The sequence below is a fragment of the Sutcliffiella rhizosphaerae genome, assembly GCF_917563925.1.
In the GTDB taxonomy this organism is placed as follows: Bacteria; Bacillota; Bacilli; order Bacillales; family Bacillaceae_I; genus Sutcliffiella_A; species Sutcliffiella_A rhizosphaerae.
Genome location: NZ_CAKJTJ010000006.1, coordinates 61,638 through 78,432 on the forward strand (window position 1 = coordinate 61,638; position 16,795 = coordinate 78,432).

20 protein-coding genes and 1 riboswitch are annotated in these 16,795 nt (G+C 35.6%); of the genes, 18 read left to right on the top strand and 2 right to left on the bottom strand.

The genetic code is table 11. The features are described 5' to 3' along the window. The first annotated feature begins 64 nt into the window (after positions 1-64). The 17 genes from LRP81_RS07590 (at position 65) to LRP81_RS07670 (ending at position 14,626) form a co-directional block, all read left to right on the top strand. The gene (locus LRP81_RS07590; RefSeq protein WP_230500667.1) at positions 65-2,002 is read left to right on the top strand and encodes an asparagine synthase-related protein; all 1,938 of its coding nucleotides are present in this window, start codon (positions 65-67) and stop codon (positions 2,000-2,002) included. Between the two features lie 14 nt (positions 2,003-2,016). Then, positions 2,017-2,151, top strand: a complete 135-nt coding sequence (locus tag LRP81_RS07595; protein WP_230500668.1) for a paeninodin family lasso peptide — start codon at positions 2,017-2,019, stop codon at positions 2,149-2,151. 248 nt (positions 2,152-2,399) lie between these two features. Next, positions 2,400-4,193 (top strand): asparagine synthetase B family protein, encoded by a 1,794-nt coding sequence (locus LRP81_RS07600; RefSeq protein WP_230500669.1) that lies wholly within the window; start codon positions 2,400-2,402, stop codon positions 4,191-4,193. A 14-nt stretch (positions 4,194-4,207) separates the two neighbouring features. Beyond that, complete coding sequence (locus LRP81_RS07605) at positions 4,208-4,390, top strand: paeninodin family lasso peptide (RefSeq protein ID WP_230500670.1); 183 nt, start codon at positions 4,208-4,210, stop codon at positions 4,388-4,390. Between the two features lie 81 nt (positions 4,391-4,471). Then, on the top strand, positions 4,472-5,413 hold the full coding sequence (locus LRP81_RS07610; RefSeq protein WP_230500671.1) for an HPr kinase/phosphorylase: 942 nt from the start codon (positions 4,472-4,474) through the stop codon (positions 5,411-5,413). Continuing rightward, entirely contained in the window at positions 5,406-5,699 is a 294-nt protein-coding gene (locus LRP81_RS07615; RefSeq protein WP_230500672.1) for a lasso peptide biosynthesis PqqD family chaperone, read from the top strand. The genes LRP81_RS07610 and LRP81_RS07615 overlap by 8 nt, the downstream gene beginning before the upstream one ends. A gap of 25 nt (positions 5,700-5,724) precedes the next feature. Continuing rightward, positions 5,725-6,189: a lasso peptide biosynthesis B2 protein gene (locus LRP81_RS07620; RefSeq protein WP_230500800.1), complete on the top strand. Its 465-nt coding sequence runs from the start codon at positions 5,725-5,727 to the stop codon at positions 6,187-6,189. Then, positions 6,186-7,364, top strand: coding sequence for a nucleotidyltransferase domain-containing protein (locus tag LRP81_RS07625; RefSeq protein ID WP_230500673.1), 1,179 nt, complete (start codon positions 6,186-6,188; stop codon positions 7,362-7,364). The genes LRP81_RS07620 and LRP81_RS07625 overlap by 4 nt, the downstream gene beginning before the upstream one ends. A gap of 2 nt (positions 7,365-7,366) precedes the next feature. Further along, positions 7,367-7,504 carry a paeninodin family lasso peptide gene (locus tag LRP81_RS07630; RefSeq protein WP_230500674.1) on the top strand — a complete coding sequence of 46 codons (138 nt, stop codon included), beginning with the start codon at positions 7,367-7,369 and terminating at the stop codon, positions 7,502-7,504. Between the two features lie 74 nt (positions 7,505-7,578). Beyond that, positions 7,579-8,151, top strand: coding sequence for a hypothetical protein (locus LRP81_RS07635; protein ID WP_230500675.1), 573 nt, complete (start codon positions 7,579-7,581; stop codon positions 8,149-8,151). Between the two features lie 151 nt (positions 8,152-8,302). Then, positions 8,303-10,099: an ABC transporter ATP-binding protein gene (locus tag LRP81_RS07640; protein ID WP_230500676.1), complete on the top strand. Its 1,797-nt coding sequence runs from the start codon at positions 8,303-8,305 to the stop codon at positions 10,097-10,099. A gap of 38 nt (positions 10,100-10,137) precedes the next feature. Continuing rightward, positions 10,138-11,109 carry a metallophosphoesterase gene (locus LRP81_RS07645; RefSeq protein WP_230500677.1) on the top strand — a complete coding sequence of 324 codons (972 nt, stop codon included), beginning with the start codon at positions 10,138-10,140 and terminating at the stop codon, positions 11,107-11,109. Between the two features lie 360 nt (positions 11,110-11,469). Further along, positions 11,470-11,772: a hypothetical protein gene (locus LRP81_RS07650; protein WP_230500678.1), complete on the top strand. Its 303-nt coding sequence runs from the start codon at positions 11,470-11,472 to the stop codon at positions 11,770-11,772. 225 nt (positions 11,773-11,997) lie between these two features. Then, positions 11,998-12,405 (top strand): hypothetical protein, encoded by a 408-nt coding sequence (locus tag LRP81_RS07655; RefSeq protein WP_230500679.1) that lies wholly within the window; start codon positions 11,998-12,000, stop codon positions 12,403-12,405. Between the two features lie 84 nt (positions 12,406-12,489). Then, positions 12,490-13,032, top strand: coding sequence for a signal peptidase I (locus LRP81_RS07660; RefSeq protein WP_230500680.1), 543 nt, complete (start codon positions 12,490-12,492; stop codon positions 13,030-13,032). A 66-nt stretch (positions 13,033-13,098) separates the two neighbouring features. Beyond that, positions 13,099-13,755 (top strand): hypothetical protein, encoded by a 657-nt coding sequence (locus tag LRP81_RS07665; RefSeq protein WP_230500681.1) that lies wholly within the window; start codon positions 13,099-13,101, stop codon positions 13,753-13,755. Between the two features lie 55 nt (positions 13,756-13,810). Beyond that, positions 13,811-14,626 carry a SipW-dependent-type signal peptide-containing protein gene (locus tag LRP81_RS07670; protein ID WP_230500682.1) on the top strand — a complete coding sequence of 272 codons (816 nt, stop codon included), beginning with the start codon at positions 13,811-13,813 and terminating at the stop codon, positions 14,624-14,626. A gap of 234 nt (positions 14,627-14,860) precedes the next feature. Here LRP81_RS07670 and LRP81_RS07675 read toward each other — a convergent pair whose 3' ends face one another. Together LRP81_RS07675 and LRP81_RS07680 are read right to left on the bottom strand one after the other, a co-directional pair. After that, positions 14,861-15,196, bottom strand: a complete 336-nt coding sequence (locus tag LRP81_RS07675) for a helix-turn-helix domain-containing protein (RefSeq protein WP_230500683.1) — start codon at positions 15,194-15,196, stop codon at positions 14,861-14,863. Positions 15,197-15,289: 93 nt separating this feature from the next. Further along, positions 15,290-15,430, bottom strand: coding sequence for an anti-repressor SinI family protein (locus tag LRP81_RS07680; RefSeq protein ID WP_230500684.1), 141 nt, complete (start codon positions 15,428-15,430; stop codon positions 15,290-15,292). A gap of 29 nt (positions 15,431-15,459) precedes the next feature. After that, a riboswitch (cyclic di-GMP riboswitch) is annotated at positions 15,460-15,567 on the bottom strand. A gap of 449 nt (positions 15,568-16,016) precedes the next feature. On the opposite strand from LRP81_RS07680, the gene LRP81_RS07685 reads away from it, so the two are divergent. Beyond that, positions 16,017-16,757, top strand: coding sequence for an alpha/beta hydrolase (locus tag LRP81_RS07685; RefSeq protein ID WP_230500685.1), 741 nt, complete (start codon positions 16,017-16,019; stop codon positions 16,755-16,757). Positions 16,758-16,795 lie beyond the last annotated feature (38 nt).

Genomic DNA, 16,795 nt, shown 5'->3' on the forward strand with positions numbered 1-16,795 from the left:
ATGTTATCAAGTTGTTCTTTATTAAGAACTTAAAAGTTATAAAATAAATATTTAGGAGAACAATATGAGTGCAATTTCTGGCATTTTCAACCTTAATAACGAACCAGTTCCTTTTGAATGTAGTTCTGCTTTAATGGGGCATTTAAACAAGTACCCAACAAATGATACTGGTACTTTTTTAGTAGAGAATATATTTCTAGGATGCCATGCACAATGGATTACACCTGAATCGATTGGAGAAAAGTTGCCATACTACGACCACCAAAGGAAACTTGCTATAACTGCTGACGCAATTATTGACAATCGAGAGGAACTCTTTGAAAGATTACAAATAAGAAAGAATCTTAAAGAAGATACTACTGATAGTGAATTGATATTACGGGCATATGAAAAGTGGGGGGAAGAATCCCCAAAGTTTTTACTTGGAGACTTTGCTTATATGATATGGGATGAGAAAAATCGTAAGTTTTTTGGAGCGAGAGATTTTTCTGGAAGCAGGCCACTTTACTATTATGGCAACCAACATACATTTGCTTTTTGCACAACAATGGAGGCATTGATGCAATTGCCTTTCGTATCAAAAGAATTGAATGAGGATTGGATCGCCCAATTTTTAGCTATTTCTGCTGTAGTGGATGCTGTAGACAGTTCCATCACTCCTTTTCAGAAGATAAAGCAAGTTCCACCTTCACATTGTATAACAATCAATAATAAGAAAATTACTTTGAAAAAATACTGTGAGCTTCAACCTGAGAAGCCTCTAATACTCAAATCTTCTGAGGAATATGTAGAAGCATTTCAAGATGTTTTTCGAGAGGCTGTCAAGTCAAGGCTACGGACTTTTCGTCAAATAGGTGCTCATCTTAGCGGAGGGTTGGATTCTAGCTCAGTGGTTAGTTATGCAGCTATGGAGTTAGGTGGTAAAAAGCCATTACACACCTTCAGTTATATTCCAACAAGTGATTTTGTTGATTACACGCCAAAACGATTATTAGCCGATGAACGACCTTTCATCAATAAAACGGTGAATTTTATTGGCGGATTGAAAGACTCCTATTTTGATTTTAAAGAGAGGAACTCTTACACAGATATAGATGATTATTTAGATATTTTAGAAATGCCTTATAAATTCTTTGAAAATTCATTTTGGGTAAAAGGAATGTTTGAAAAATCGCAAAAAATGAATGTAGGAGTTTTATTGAATGGAGGTAGAGGTAATTTTACTATTTCTTGGGGGCATGCAATGAACTACTATGCAGAACTTATGAAAAAGATGAAATTACTTAAGCTTATAAATGAGTTAAATCAGTACAGCAAGAAAGCAGGAGGTGCAAGATTTCGTAGAGTGCCTTTTGTTGCAAAATTAGCCTTTCCTTTTTTAAATAAAGCCTTTCCTCAACTACAAACTTATATTTTTCCAAAATTAATTAATGAAGACTTTGCAAGTAACACAAATGTTTTTAAACTACTTCAGGAACATGGACTTAACCACACCGGATGGTCTAGTAGTACGGACATATATGAGCAAAGAAGGAAGCATTTTCAAGATTTATTTCATTGGAATGCAACAAATACATTCGCAGCAAAATTATCCTTAAAATATTCAGTTTGGAAACGTGATGCCACAAATGACCTTCGAATCGTGAAATTTTGTTTATCTGTTCCAGAAGACCAATATGTTTCAAATGGAATGGATAGAGCACTTATTCGTAGGGCTACAAAGAATTACTTGCCTGATGAGGTAAGATTGAATCAACGTGTAAGGGGAGTTCAAGGAGCAGACTGGCTGCATAGAATGAGACCCCATTGGGAGCAAGTAATTATTGAGATGGAAGAACTAAGTGTCAATGAAAGTACAATGAGGTACCTAGATCCACAAACGATAAAAGCAGCTCTTCAAAAGGCAAAACAAGGATTTCATTCTGAAGACGCTACAGATCCACTCATTAGAGTACTAATGCGTAGTTTAATATTTCATCGGTTTTTACAAAGAGTTTCATGAAGGGAGGTGAGAGCATGAAGAAAGAATGGCAAGAACCACAATTAGAAGTTTTAAATATTACAATGACCATGGCTAACCCGCATAGTGGTAATCACCTCGACTATACTTATGAAGAGGGAACCCCTAGAGAAGACCTTACTTGGAGCTAAATAAAAAAGACTCCTTCTTGTCCTTATACTACTGCGGTATAAGGACTTTTTTTCTGGGATATTGAGGAGGAAAATATTAAGTGTTCCATCTTATAAAACTTCTTGACTATGTTCTAGTTAAGTGGTAATTTAACTATATAGCGTTCTTAATAATGAATTATAAGTTGGTTATATGCAATTATACCCTTGATTTTTTTTTTGCTACCAATGTTCTTTATAACGAATTTAAAGAGAGAGGGATGAGAATTGTGATTGAGGTTAAGGAAAGGACGAAAGAAATTCAAGGTCTTCATAAGAATATTTTTGTTCTTTCCAACAGTGCAATCTATAACAAAGATCAGTTAATTGATTTATTAGGTTTAAAGGTAAGCAAAGGATCTATTCTTAGTGACGAAAACCTAATTTTGCTCGCCTATCAAAAGTGGGGCGAAGAATCTCCAAAATATTTCGTAGGTGACTATGCTTTTGTTATTTATGATAAACAAAAGCAAAAATATTTTGGAGCTAGAGATTTTTCAGGTTCTCGGACACTTTATTATATTAAAGATAAGAATAATGTAGCTTTTTCCTCTCTTATCAAACCTTTATTAAAACTACGCAATTATAAGAAAAAGCTAAACTACTCTTGGTTAGCAGAATTTATTGCAATACCTACCCTTGTAGAAGCTATAGATATGACGTCTACGGTATATGAGGGAATTTATCAAGTTCCACCATCACACAGCATTGTAGTAAATAAAGATGGAAAGGTGCAACTAAAAAGATATTCCACCATAAATGTTGATCATGAATTACGTTTATCTTCCAATCAAGAATATATGGAAGCTTTTCACGAAGTTTTTAGTCAGGCGGTAAAAGAAAGGCTATCAACGAGCGGGGAAGTAGGCTCTCATTTAAGTGGTGGTCTGGATTCAGGAGCTGTGGTTAGTTTTGCTTCTAAGGAACTAGCAAAAGAAAATAAGATTCTACATACATTTAGTAATGTTCCTGAACATGACTTTGTGGATTGGACTTCTAGCTATTACATACCAGATGAAACTCCATATATCAAAGAAACGGTCAAATACGTTGGGAATATCAATGATAACTATTTATGTTTCCCTGGTGCAAGTCCATATAATGAAATAGATGATTTCTTGGATATTATGGAAATGCCATATAAGTTTTTCGAAAATGCCTTTTGGTTGAAAGGGATTACGGAAGAAGCTTCAAAAAAAGGAATTACAGTTATGTTAAATGGTGCCAGAGGAAATCACTCTATTTCCTGGGGATCTATGCGTTTAAATTACGATTATTATAGTAAGCTCCTCAAGCAATGGAAGTGGCTAAAATTTAACAAAGAGTTAATTCATTTTAGCGAAGTATTTAATACAGGAAGATCTGTCATGATTCCCTTTTTATTTAAACGTACTTTTCCGAAGGTAATATCCTTTAAAAAAGAAGAAACGGTGTATGAATTCCCAAGCTTTATAAACCCGTATTTGGCTAAGAAAACAAACGTTTATGAAAAGCTTCAGGATGCTGGTATCTATGATACTAGTGGGAAAATTTCTGATTTGAACTATTATCGACGGGATTATTACGAACAACTATATCCATGGAACAAAAGCGGAGTCGCAAATACGAAACTCGCTTTGCGATATGGAGTATGGGATAGAGATCCAACGAATGATATACGTGTTATTAATTTTTGTCTGTCACTGCCTAAAGAACAATACGTACTTGAAGGGTATGAACGTTCGTTAATAAGAAGGGCTATGCAAGGACGGTTACCCGATACCGTTCGTTTGAATCAACAAAGAAGAGGGTTGCAAGGAGCCGATGTCATACATCGTATGAGGAAAGAGTGGCATTGCTTTATGGAGGAGATTGAAAGGATGAGTAAGGACTCCATGATGGCGGATTTAATTGATACGAAAGTAATAGAACGCGCTTTTTCAAATATTGGGAAGTCGCCACGTCCTGAAATGATATTTGAGGATGACTTTAAAATCCTCACTCGCAGCTTGATCTTATATCGATTTCTAATGAAGCATGGATGAAAGGGGGTGATGGAATGAAGCGAAGATGGGAGAATCTTAGTTTGGAAGTATTAGATATTTCAATGACCATGAACGGACCAGGAAATGCGAATGCAGATTGTTTTGACGTTTCAGATGGGAGAACAGAAACTCACCCAGGCCGTTCTAATGCTAGCTGTAAAAATCCAGGTCCTGGTCAAGATCCTTTTGACTCATAAATATTACTAGATTGAATTATAAACTAATCATGCCCCTTAGATATCTTAAGGGGCTGTAAAAAACCTTTAGGAGAGATCCCCATGAATATTCCCTTTGTTAAACGTTCATATAAAGCTTTTGGCTTTACTATTTTAAGTGAATATCCCCTAAACGAATTAGAACCCCTTTCTATATTAAAGCAATCACCAGAAATCATTATTCAAAAAGGTGAATTAAAAAGGGATTGGGAAAGTGTCTGCAATCCGAATTCCTACTTTTTTATTGAAGAGGATGTTTGCATGTTTGAAGTGCCGCAAACAGCCATTTTTCTAATAAAAAACGGAAATGAAATCATTGTTAGTGAAGCGGAAGGTGCTAAAGAGGATCAAATCCGATTATATTTGCTGGGTACCTGTATGGGAGCTATTCTTATGCAAAGAAAAATCCTTCCACTGCATGGGAGTGCCATCGCCATAAACGGAAAAGCATATGCAATTGTAGGTGATTCAGGTGCGGGGAAATCAACCACAGCATCAGCTTTATTACAAAAAGGATGTCGGTTAATAAGTGATGATGTTATTCCAATCACAATTAATCAAGCTGGTATTCCTGTTGTAACCCCGGCTTATCCTCAACAAAAACTATGGCAAGAGAGTTTGAATGAGTTTGGGATGGATTCAAGATCTTTACGGCCAATCATAGATAGGGAGACAAAATTTGCTATTCCAGTAGTCGATCAATTTATGACAGAATCGCTTCCGTTAGCTGGTGTTTTTGAATTAGTTAAAAGTGAGAAGATAGATAACCAGTATTCCTTGGTAGAGGGGTTAGTTCGCTTACAATTATTATTCCGGCACACATATAGAAACTTCTTCCTGTCACGAGCTGGGATAATGGATTGGCATTTTCAAATAACAGCAAAAATGGCCAATAAAATGGTGTTTTACCGGATAGAGAGGTCGAATTCGAAATTTACGGCAAATGAAATCACTGATTTTATTTTGAAATCGATAGAAAGAAAGGGTGAAGTTGTAAATGGATAATAGCATATTATTAGCAAACAATCAGATGATAACTCAAGTAGAGGGTAATCTTGTTAGTGACATGGATGGAGAAAAAGTGATGTTTAGTATTACGAATGGAAAGTATTATAATCTTGGCGAAATTGGGGGAGTCATTTGGGAATTGCTTGAGAACCCTCATACTACCGATGATATAGTGATGGATTTATTAACAAAATACGAAGTGGATAAAAAAACTTGTGAAGATCAGGTATTCGCATTCATTTCGTTGTTACATCAAGAGGGTCTCATAAATATAGGTGAATGATTTAGATGTTACAGATTGGAAAGGGATTAGTGCCATGAATAAGCTTCTACTATTCATTAAAACAGATTGGAAATCTAAGAAACTATTGTTAGAGTCATATTTTTATCTAGCTTGGGCGAGGTGGTTAAAAAGAGTTCCGTTTTCTAATGTTGCACCTTCCTTAGGGGAAAGGATGAAGGAGACGTCGTTCGACTCCGCCATGACAGATAGGAAAGTATTAGCTACTGTTTCCCAATCCATTCATATTATGAGCAAATATACCTTCTGGGAAAGTCAGTGTTTAGTAAAAGCCATTGCAGCCATGAAAATGTTAGAAAAGCGAAAAGTTGAAAGCACCTTATATTTAGGAACAGCCAAAGATGATAACGGAAAGCTTATCGCACATGCATGGTTAAGAAGTGGCCCATACTTTGTTACTGGTTCAGAGGGAATGGAACGTTTCACAGTAGTTGGAAAATTTGCTAAAACAATTGGAGGGAACAGAGGATGAAAGGTTCAGGTTTAGATTTAACCAATGTTCCCAAAGAAATTTTATTTATGGGAGATCTATTAAAGGACGTCCCAGTAGATCAACTAGAAATTAGCGATAACATGGATTGGGAGTTGTTTATAGACTTCTCCCTACATCATCGACTTTTTCCCATACTACATCAAAAAGTAAAAAATGCGAACAAGATCCCAGTTCACGTCAGAGAAACACTGGCAATCTACTACAAACAAAATGCTTTTAGGATGTTACAGTTATCGGCAGAGATGATTAACTTCCATAAACATTTTGTAGAAAAAGAAATACCCATGCTTTTTTTAAAAGGGCCGAATCTTGCACATGATTTGTATGGGAATGTATCTCTACGTACATGCAGTGATTTAGATGTGTTAGTTCCTATTGATAGGCTGCAAGACGCTGAGGAAATCCTTTTGAATCAAGGATTTGAGAAGGATGATTATATTCAAACGATTTTAGGTGATTGGACATGGAGACATCATCATTTTACTTATATTCATAAAGAAAAAGAGCTAAAAGTAGAAATTCATTGGAGATTGAATCCAGGACCTGGGTACGAGCCTACATTCAGACAACTATGGGAGCATAGAAGAAAGAGTAATTTAACAAAAAAACCTTTATATATGTTAGGCAAAGAGCACCAATTTTTCTTTTTAGTTACACATGGGGCAAGGCATGGCTGGTCTCGGTTAAGGTGGTTGTTTGATATTCATCAAATGCTGAAACAAGAGATAGATTGGGAAATGGTCTTAAACATCTTCAAAAAGCACCATTACACAAAAGTTGGATTTCAAGCATTATTATTAGCCCGTGCATTATTTCAATCAAAAATGCCAATATTTGCAGAATGTAAAAAATCAAGAAAGCTTGCACAGAGTGCAATATATTATTTGGAGCGAAAAGTTAACTTACATAAGGAACCTCTACCAGAAGAGATATCCAAATATCATGAACAATATTTATTTGGTTTAATGTCTATACAACAAAAGCTTCTATATTCATTGAGTCTATTCTTCCCATATCCCGAAGATGCTCAAAGGTTTCCACTCCCGAAAAGATTGCATTTTTTATATTTCCCACTCAGACCAATATTGGGGGGAATACGGATGTTTAAGAAACAGACATTCCTGAAGAAACCAAACTATGAAGGAGGTGAGTAAATATGAAAAAAGAATGGTCACACCCAGAATTAGAAGTATTAGATGTCGCGATGACACTAAAAGGGACTAAGCCACCGAAACCACCAGTCGATGGCAATGATCCAGATCCACCTATTGAGGAGCCGGATTTGGATAGCTAGTGAATAATCCCTTATGCTTTCCGTATAGGGGAGACAATTACTTATATTATATGGGAAGTATAAGGGGGGTTCACATGTTTGAAATAGTGAAAAACAGCAAGCAACAAAAAGCTTTTCAACAGACATGGGAACATATTTGTGAAAAACAGGATTGGTATAACGATCCTTATGCTCGAAACGGAGTTCGTTACAATCTGCTCCATATCGAACGAAAGGTAATCTTCAGCAAGAAAAAAGTAATAGGAACGATTGAGTTCTTGCCATATGATCCTTTAAATCCTCAAAGTACTGTGGAAGGTCCGAGCAAATATGAATTTTCCAAATTAGAAAAAGTGAAGCTACATCAAGATAGAACATGGGAAATTGACAAGCTTTGTCTAAATGAAGCATATCAGCGAAAAGGGAATTTCCCCCTCTTTATTCATATTTTCTATGATCATATTCAAAAACATAATCCGAAATATTATATTGGTTTAATGGAGAAGAAATTTTTTAGGATGGTTCGTATTATTTTTGGTATTGGATTAGAACAACCTGGTGATGAGTTGTGCGGTTCTACAACATCACTAATTCCAGTAATCTTCCATATAGAAAAGCTAATGGAAGATAAAGAGAAAGTAGAGCACTTTTTACGAATGGTTAAATAGAACGGGAAAGCTTAGAGTCATTCAATTTTACATGGTGAGTGAATTAACTAGCTTTTTTCTTAAAATTGAACGTTCCATCATTTCTTGATGATTTTAATAGAGACCTTTTTTTAGAAAGAACGCATTAACACAAATCAATGGAGGTTATGGTATGAGGGCAATGCTCTATTTTTATAAGAAAATCCACAACTATGCTGGTAAGGTTTTATACATAAATATGCTCTCTATGATTATTATAGGTTTACTTGACGGTATAGGATTATTGTTGCTCATTCCAATGATTACCATGACGGGTTTCGTAAATCTCGATATAAGTGGTACGTCATTTGCAGGTGTTTTTGAGTTTCTTCAAAAGATTCCTGAAACTATTGGCCTTTCGGGTATTCTCGTTATCTATGTGTTAATAGTAGTTGCCCATAATTACCTAGAACGGCAGATTTCTATTAGGAATGCTATCATTCAGCATGGCTTTTTCCGTCATCTTCGTGTGAAAACGTATGATGCATTTTTACACGCAAATTGGAACTTTTTTATTAAAAATAGGAAGTCTGACTTGATTAACTTTATGACCGCTGAAATCGCAAGGGCAAGTGCTGGGACAAATTCTTTCCTGCAGTTTATTTCTTCCCTTATTTTCACGGTCATTCAAATTGGCTTAGCTCTTTGGCTTTCTCCGACAATTACAGGGTTTGTTCTTTTAAGTGGGGTGTTTCTTGTCCTCATGAATCGTAAGTTCCTAAAATGGTCAATGGAACTCGGAAAGAGAAATTACGATTTAGGTAGAAGTTATTTGGCAGGTATTACCGATCAAATAAACGGCATTAAAGATATTAAAAGCAATACTCTTGAAAATTCACGAATGGATTGGTATCAATCGATAACGGAACGGATGCAAAATGAACAGATACAATACACTAAATTAAAAACAAAGTCGCAAATGTACTATAAAATTGCTTCCGCTGCATTAATTGCTTCATTCATTTTTATTGCTGTAAATATGTTTAATGCTCAAGTGACCCAATTAATGCTCATCATTGTTATTTTCTCGAGACTATGGCCGAGAGTTGCAGGTATTCAAGGTGCCCTTGAACAGCTGGCGTCAACCATCCCTGCTTTTCATGCGGTAATTGGTATACAAACAGAATCACAGGAGGCCAGAGAGTTTTCTTCCTCAAAAGAGTCTTCAGTTGAGCCAATGACAATAATGGAAGGATTGGAATGCAAAGGTGTCTATTTCCGATACAATACCGATCAACCTGTATATGCACTACGAAACATCAATTTACAAATATCTGCAAATCAAATGACAGCTGTAGTTGGAAAATCTGGTGTTGGGAAAAGTACGTTAATAGATTTACTTATGGGTCTGAATCAACCTGAATATGGGGAAATTATAGTAGATGGGAAGCCCCTTTCTAAAGAGAACTTGGTCTCTTTTAGAAAAGCGGTAAGTTATGTTCCACAGGATCCTTTTCTATTTAATGCTAGTGTAAGAGAAAATTTGCTGCTAGTTCATCCAGATGCATCAGAGGAAGAATTATGGGAAGCGCTTGAATTCTCATCTGCTGCTGAGTTTGTTCAAAAGTTACCTGATGGCTTGGACTCTGTAATTGGAGATAGAGGAATCAAATTATCTGGTGGAGAACGTCAACGTCTTGTTCTAGCAAGAGCAATATTAAGGAAGCCGTCAATCCTTGTTTTGGATGAGGCTACAAGTGCATTGGATTCGGAAAACGAAACGAAAATTCAACAAGCAATTGAAAATTTGAAAGGGAAAATGACTATCATTGTTATTGCACATCGGTTATCTACCATTCGAAAAGCTGACCAAGTAGTCGTTCTCCATGAAGGAGAGATCATTCAAAAAGGCGGCTTTAGCCAGCTTACGGAAGAAAAGAAAAGCTTGTTTAGTAATTTAGTAAAGAATCAGTTAGAGGTTATGTCATAACACTTTCCTAGTTTAATAATTGGATTGGAGAGTTTAGTTTGTTTTCATTTAGAAATAAAATATGGATTGTCGTTATTATTATATTAATCCTCTATACAGTTTGGGATAACAATCGAATTAAAGTGGTAGAACAAGAAATTGAAATTGATTCACTTCCAGCTGACCTACAAGGATTTACTATATTGCAAGTGACAGATTTGCATGAAAAGGAATTCGGTAAGGACCAGATAAGGCTAATTAAAAAGCTTAATTCTATTGAGTATGATGTAATAGCTTTTACTGGAGATATGTTGAATAGAAATACTAGTCAAAATTATCGTCCTTTTTATCAAGTGATAGAGGGGTTGAAAAACAAAGAACATGCGCTTTTTGTTTCGGGTAACTCTGACCCACGTCCCTATATATTGAGCGGCTCAGGCTATAAAAGGAATGAGTTTATTACTGGAATGGAAGAGAGGGGTGTCACCTTTTTGGCATCCAATTATCCTTTTCAAGTAGGCGGTTCTGAGGTGGCGATTGTTGACTTTGAAAATGCCATTATTAACGATAAGAGAATCCGAGCTTTGAAAGTATCTGCATCTGAAAAGGAATATTCACCATATGTAAAACTTCAACTGGACGTTTTTGAGGAGAATCAATTACTCGAAGAGCGTTCTTTTGATTTAATAATAGCACTTAATCACTATCCAGTAGCTGATTCTCGAATGGATGTACTTTTTAGTGATCCCCACTATTCAATTAGAAATTTTGATTTACTATTGGCAGGCCATTATCATGGTGGACAGTATCGATTGCCACTTCTAGGTGCATTTTTTGTGCCAGAAGCCTACATTGACAGAAATGGCTTTTTCCCTCCTCAAGATAGAGTGAAAGGTTTATGGAACTACAGAGGTTTAAAGCAATATGTTAGCACTGGTTTGGGGAGCAGCGATACGATACCATTTTTAAAATTTCGCTTATTCAACTCCCCTGAGGTGAATGTAATTACATTTGTAAAAAAAGAAAACTAGGTTTGTATATTGGTTCTTTATGAAGAACGGAGTGTGCGCTTTATAAAAAACAAGAAACAGTGAAAATAAGAGATATCCTGAGTATTTAGTAGAATAATGTCCTTAATTGAGTGAATATGGTGTTATTTCGGAATTTATTAAGAACAAATTGTAAACTATACTTAAGTTATAGTTCTTTATAAAGAACAAAAGTGGCTTTGGAAGTAGGTGAAGAGCACTTGATTCAAAAGCTTACTTATATATTATTTAGTGTGGCTCTTTTATTTGTGTTTGCGAGTTCAAGTCTGGCAAAAAGAAAGTGAAAAGAAGGACATTAATATGGAGTTAGGAAAACATTTTACGCTGTTTCCTTAGGTGAAAATGGCTCCTTCCAGACATACAGAGGAAAATACCATTACCTTTATCAATACAAATGATGTGCCCGTAGGAATATTTTCAATTCTTTATAGAAAAAAAAGATGGGATAGTTTAAAGCTCAAAGAGATGCTCTTTTTTTATGAGTTAAGTGCAGCCATTAATCATATTGGGAAAATTTATAACTTGGACTGGACAAGCTTGAATCATGATGATGATCATATGCAATCATTTAACTTGCATTTACTACCTGCAAAGGAATCACTTGCTTTTACATATTCTTTAAGATTATCGGAACATAAACAATGATTTTCAATCAGTTAAACTTCATGGGAAATTACATGTACGTTCCTTAATGGATACTATAGTAGAAATAGAACCAATTCCAGAAGAGGGAAAATAATGGTATTTTACCAATTACAGCAACGAATTCTACATTATTTTTATTAGTTGGAGTATTGTTTTTAGTTGGTGGTTTAGTGTTATGGATGTACAAATCTATCAAAGAGATACATAGAAAAAGAGGTGTTGTCCATGGGGATTAATCTCAAAAAGAATAAACGTCTTTCACTTTCTTTTTTATTACTGTCTTTGACTATTTATATTTCAGCATTTCTAATTGCGGATACTTACTCACATTTTACCGTAGAAACCAAAATATATGGCTCACTAATGACAGAGGAGGATTTTGGCATCACTTTTTCTCAAGGATCTGAGATTGAAAACAAAGAAGAAATAAAAGAAGAAATAAAAGAAAAAGAAGATGTAGAACAGCAGAATCAGGAGATCATTATGGATACTGAGAAGGAAGATGTTTCGACAGAAGAGAATGCATTAACACCTAATGAAGAGGAAATAGAAGAAAATCTAGAAGAAGAAAAAGCGGAGTCAGAGGATGAATCAGTAATAGAATCCGATGAACCCGACGGTGACGCTGAATAGTATTAACGAACAATCATTTTAGTTTTGACCTTTTGTTCTTAATAAGGAACGATTATATTCTTAATAAAAAGAGGAGTGGCGTTATTGGTTAAAGGAATAATGAAAGTCTTATCCACCCTTATTCTAATAGTACTAGCTATTGCTGCTGGACTTGTTATTTTTTTCGTCTCCCAATCAAAGGGAGATATAGAAAAGGTTCCGAGTGTCTTTGGTTATAAACCACTGACTATTTTGTCTAATAGTATGCAGCCTTATTTTAATGCTGGCGATGTTATCTTGATAAAGCCAGATCAACCTCCAAAAGTGAATGATGTAATTACCTTTAAGCACCCTGAAGGGATATTGGTAACTCATAGAATCATAGATACAGCTGTAGAAAATGGGAAAAATGTATTCATTACTAAAGGTGATAACAATAATACTGCTGATGAGCTGATGGTCACATCAGAAAGTATACTCGGTGTGCAAACAAACATAATTCCTGGTGCAGGTCACGTCGCCAAGTTTGTTGCTGGTCCAATAGGATTTATTTTGTTGATAGGGGTGCCAATCTTCATTTTTCTATTAATAGAAATTTTTCAAAGGACTGGAATTATTGGTAAACGAAAAGAATCACATTCAAACTAGGGATCAACAAATAGAGATAACTCTATTTGCCACTATAAAACAAATTTGCAAAGGGGATGTATTTAAATGGCAAAAATGAAAAATGTCAAAAAGGCGTTAATTGGGACAGCACTTGCTGGAACACTAGCGGTAGGAGCAGGATTTGGTACATATTCTTGGTTTACTAGCCATGCTGCAGTTACAGGTGAGGTGCAGAACTCTCAGTTAAAAATTGAGGGAAGTGGCTTTAGTAAATTTACTTTCGAAAGAGATGCATTTACACGATTAGCACCATCTCGTTCTGTTATGACAGATTTCACTATCTCTAACGATCATGGAGGAGATGCAACTTTTGAAGATGTTATACTTCGTGGACAATTAGCTTTTGTTGTTAATAACAGGGGAGAACGCTTAACTTCAGAAAATATGAACCGTGCTTTTCCACGTAACGGAACATATCAAGGCCTTGCTCCTTACTCTTTACAAGAAGCACTAGCACAGTACTCTTTTACTTTTACATGGGGTAGCACAACGAAGACGATGAATGGTTGGGAATGGTACAACAATGGTGCAGATTTCTTAGAAGATTTGCCTCTTAATAACGGAGATGAGTTGCATGTGGACGTGAAAATTAAGCTGGATGAAAATGCAAATAATAATCTTCAAGGTGCTACGTTAAGACCAGTTGTATTAATCGATGCAAAACAGATTGACTTCGGTGCATTATACGAGGACGAATTGTAATAGAAGTAGAATTTCACAATTGAACTTAAAAATTGGTTAGGGAGGAAATAATGAGATGGCAAATATTAATAAAGTGAAAAAAGCTGTAATGGGAACAGCTTTAGCAGGTGTTTTAGTTGCAGGAGTAGGTTTTGGCACTTACTCATGGTTTACAGATAGTACAGAAGCTACGGGTCAAGTACGAAATGCAGTTGTAGAGATTGTAGGCGGTGGTCAAGCAAGCTTTGATTATTCTTCTGGCTATCTAGCCCCAAGTCGCTCCCAAATTGCAGAGGAGTGGAAGACGATCACTAACAATAGTACAGAACGCCAAATTAGCTTAAATGCCAATTTTACTGGGAAACTATTTGGTGATTCTTCGGATATTAATTTCTCTCAATATAAATCTACGGTGTTGTTTGTTTTTAATAGAGATGCTGGTGGGGTTCAGGATGCAGATTTCATTCATACTTCGTTAAGGGAATATTTAGAGGAAGATGACATGTCCCAACTTGAATTCGAAAAGATGATGCAAAGATTCTATGGAGCTAAAATGGAGATTATTGTAATTGATGGAGAAGAAGACGTGAAAACTTTGGAAACGACATTAGAAAACTCTGGTGATACTCCAGTGGCTGCAATAGTAAGTGCAGAGTACATTGAAGCGCAACTTGAGCAATCATCAACACAATCCGTGTCAGCACTTTCCCACGACCCTGTTAAAGTAATGGAAAAAGGAATTCTATTTGGTGAAATTATTAATCGTCAGCATTATGTACATGTCCTATTTGGAACTAGTTTAAAACAGACTGCAGGTAATGAGTATCAAAATGCGAAATTAGACTTCTCTATTGATGTTGAAGCAAACCAATTAGATAAAAGAACCAACTAATCTTCCGGTATCATGAATATTGTCCAATCTATACTACACACACTTATATAATGAGGGAGAAATTAATGTACAAAAAGTTTGTCCAATTAGCTGGAAGTCGTTTAGTAGGTCGGCAAATATCCGGTATTGGCAAATGTTATGTAATAATTATCTCTCTTCTATCCGCTAAAAATATTGTCCACATACTTCAAGCCAATGGAAATATAAAAAATAATCGCTGACCGAAGTCAGCGATTATTTTTTTTCTTGGTTAAATTTCCATTTATTAAATTCTAAGAACTCTTTAAATTGATCTTTTGTAACCCCGGAATCCATGGCCTCTTTTACAAGGATTGCCCATTCATAGTCTAGGTTTTCTTTAGCATGTGCATCTTTCTCGTCATGTAAGAGCGTATTAACTGCTACACCTAAAACACCTGAGACTTTTTCCAAAAATTGAACGGAAGGGTTGGATTGTAGGTTCCGCTCGATGGAACTAAGGTAGGATTTTGCCACACCAGCACGTTCTGCTAATTCTGACATGGACATTTTTCGTTGTTCGCGATATTTTTTGATTCGTTCACCAATCATGGATTTCACCTTCCTATCATGCATATTATAGCATATAACGAAGGGTTTGTTAGATATTTAGAACAAAAATACTTGATTTTCTATAATAAAAAGTTATTTGAATGTGTATTTCCCTTTATTATGTAAAAATTCTCTGATTTCATCAGATGATATCCCTAATTCAAGTGCACTACCTATTAGCTCTACCCACTCTTTATCTAAATCTTCAGTCAACTTAATCGTAACTTTTTCCATCCTTTTCCCTCCTAAAATACTTTGGTATTTCAGGCAGCCCAGCCATCTTAATTAGTAAAAGATATTTGAACACTTTTACAACCTTAGATCTGTTGACTTTGCGTCCTTGTTTTTCAACAAGTTTGCCTTTGACTGTTGTATTAATTTGTTAAAGATATAACTTTAGTATTAATACGATTGTCCTTCATAAATCCTAAGCTTATTATATTTTATATAATAATGGAATGTTGCTGATTGATGTCGAATGGGTAAAATTTTTTTAAAAAAGCTTTTGTAAGAACAAAATACTGTTTTTATTGATTATGAAGCTAAAAAAACACAAAATCTCATAACTTAAATCCAGTTTTTATGAAGAAATAATTAAAAATGAAAATAATATTTTTGTCGATTCCCTAGTACGAAACATTCATCTTTACAAAACGACCCTCATAAAGGTGAACCTCCATACGAAATGCGTTTACAAACCTATATTAAAGCTATTACAACTACGATATGGTAAAATAATCCCTTGGAGTTTCCCTATCTGATATTAAAACTAAAAAAAGCATATATTATATATAGAAGAAAGAAAGGATGTTCAATTGTGATGAAAGTAAAATTACCGAAACCTTTTACGTTTGAAGGTGGCGAACGCGCGGTATTAATGTTACATGGGTTTACCGGTAACTCAGCAGATGTTCGGATGATGGGGCGGTTTCTTGAAAAAAGGGGTTATACTTGTCATGCGCCACAGTATAAGGGGCACGGGGTACCGCCTGAAGAGTTAGTACATACAGGTCCTGAAGATTGGTGGCAGGATGTAATGGAAGCTTATCAATTTTTAAAAGACAAAGGACATGACAGTATTGCAGTTGTAGGGTTGTCCCTTGGTGGGGTTTTCTCATTGAAGTTGGGTTACACCGTACCAGTCAAGGGTATTGTGCCTATGTGTGCACCAATGTACATTAAAAGTGAAGAGGTTATGTATAAAGGTGTGTTGGAATATGCTCGCGAGTTTAAGCGTAGAGAAGGAAAAAGTGCGGAACAAATTAACCAAGAGATGAAAGAATTTGAAAAATCGCCGATGAATACCTTAAAGGCCTTGCAGGGACTAATTGCGGTTGTCCGTAATAATGTAGATATGATTTACTCACCAACACTTGTCGTACAAGCACGTCACGACCACATGATAAATACGGACAGTGCCAATATTATTTATAACGAAGTGGAGTCAACCAACAAAGAAATCAAATGGTACGAAGAGTCAGGCCATGTAATCACGCTTGATAAGGAGCGGGAACAACTGCATGAGGATGTTTATGAGTTTTTAGAATCACTAGATTGGTGATACTAAGAAAAGTGGAAGCGCCTTGGTCAGCCCCGACA

Excerpts from the sequence above, each read along its gene's own strand:
- LRP81_RS07635 (WP_230500675.1), top strand. The coding sequence starts at position 7,579 with ATGTTTGAAATAGTGAAAAACAGCAAGCAACAAAAAGCTTTTCAACAG.
- LRP81_RS07595 (WP_230500668.1), top strand. The coding sequence starts at position 2,017 with ATGAAGAAAGAATGGCAAGAACCACAATTAGAAGTTTTAAATATTACA.
- LRP81_RS07650 (WP_230500678.1), top strand. The coding sequence starts at position 11,470 with ATGGCTCCTTCCAGACATACAGAGGAAAATACCATTACCTTTATCAAT.
- LRP81_RS07610 (WP_230500671.1), top strand. The coding sequence starts at position 4,472 with ATGAATATTCCCTTTGTTAAACGTTCATATAAAGCTTTTGGCTTTACT.
- LRP81_RS07630 (WP_230500674.1), top strand. The coding sequence starts at position 7,367 with ATGAAAAAAGAATGGTCACACCCAGAATTAGAAGTATTAGATGTCGCG.
- LRP81_RS07640 (WP_230500676.1), top strand. The coding sequence starts at position 8,303 with ATGAGGGCAATGCTCTATTTTTATAAGAAAATCCACAACTATGCTGGT.
- LRP81_RS07665 (WP_230500681.1), top strand. The coding sequence starts at position 13,099 with ATGGCAAAAATGAAAAATGTCAAAAAGGCGTTAATTGGGACAGCACTT.
- LRP81_RS07625 (WP_230500673.1), top strand. The coding sequence starts at position 6,186 with ATGAAAGGTTCAGGTTTAGATTTAACCAATGTTCCCAAAGAAATTTTA.
- LRP81_RS07655 (WP_230500679.1), top strand. The coding sequence starts at position 11,998 with ATGGGGATTAATCTCAAAAAGAATAAACGTCTTTCACTTTCTTTTTTA.
- LRP81_RS07615 (WP_230500672.1), top strand. The coding sequence starts at position 5,406 with ATGGATAATAGCATATTATTAGCAAACAATCAGATGATAACTCAAGTA.
- LRP81_RS07685 (WP_230500685.1), top strand. The coding sequence starts at position 16,017 with ATGAAAGTAAAATTACCGAAACCTTTTACGTTTGAAGGTGGCGAACGC.
- LRP81_RS07675 (WP_230500683.1), bottom strand. The coding sequence starts at position 15,196 with ATGATTGGTGAACGAATCAAAAAATATCGCGAACAACGAAAAATGTCC.
- LRP81_RS07670 (WP_230500682.1), top strand. The coding sequence starts at position 13,811 with ATGGCAAATATTAATAAAGTGAAAAAAGCTGTAATGGGAACAGCTTTA.
- LRP81_RS07680 (WP_230500684.1), bottom strand. The coding sequence starts at position 15,430 with ATGGAAAAAGTTACGATTAAGTTGACTGAAGATTTAGATAAAGAGTGG.
- LRP81_RS07605 (WP_230500670.1), top strand. The coding sequence starts at position 4,208 with ATGAAGCGAAGATGGGAGAATCTTAGTTTGGAAGTATTAGATATTTCA.
- LRP81_RS07590 (WP_230500667.1), top strand. The coding sequence starts at position 65 with ATGAGTGCAATTTCTGGCATTTTCAACCTTAATAACGAACCAGTTCCT.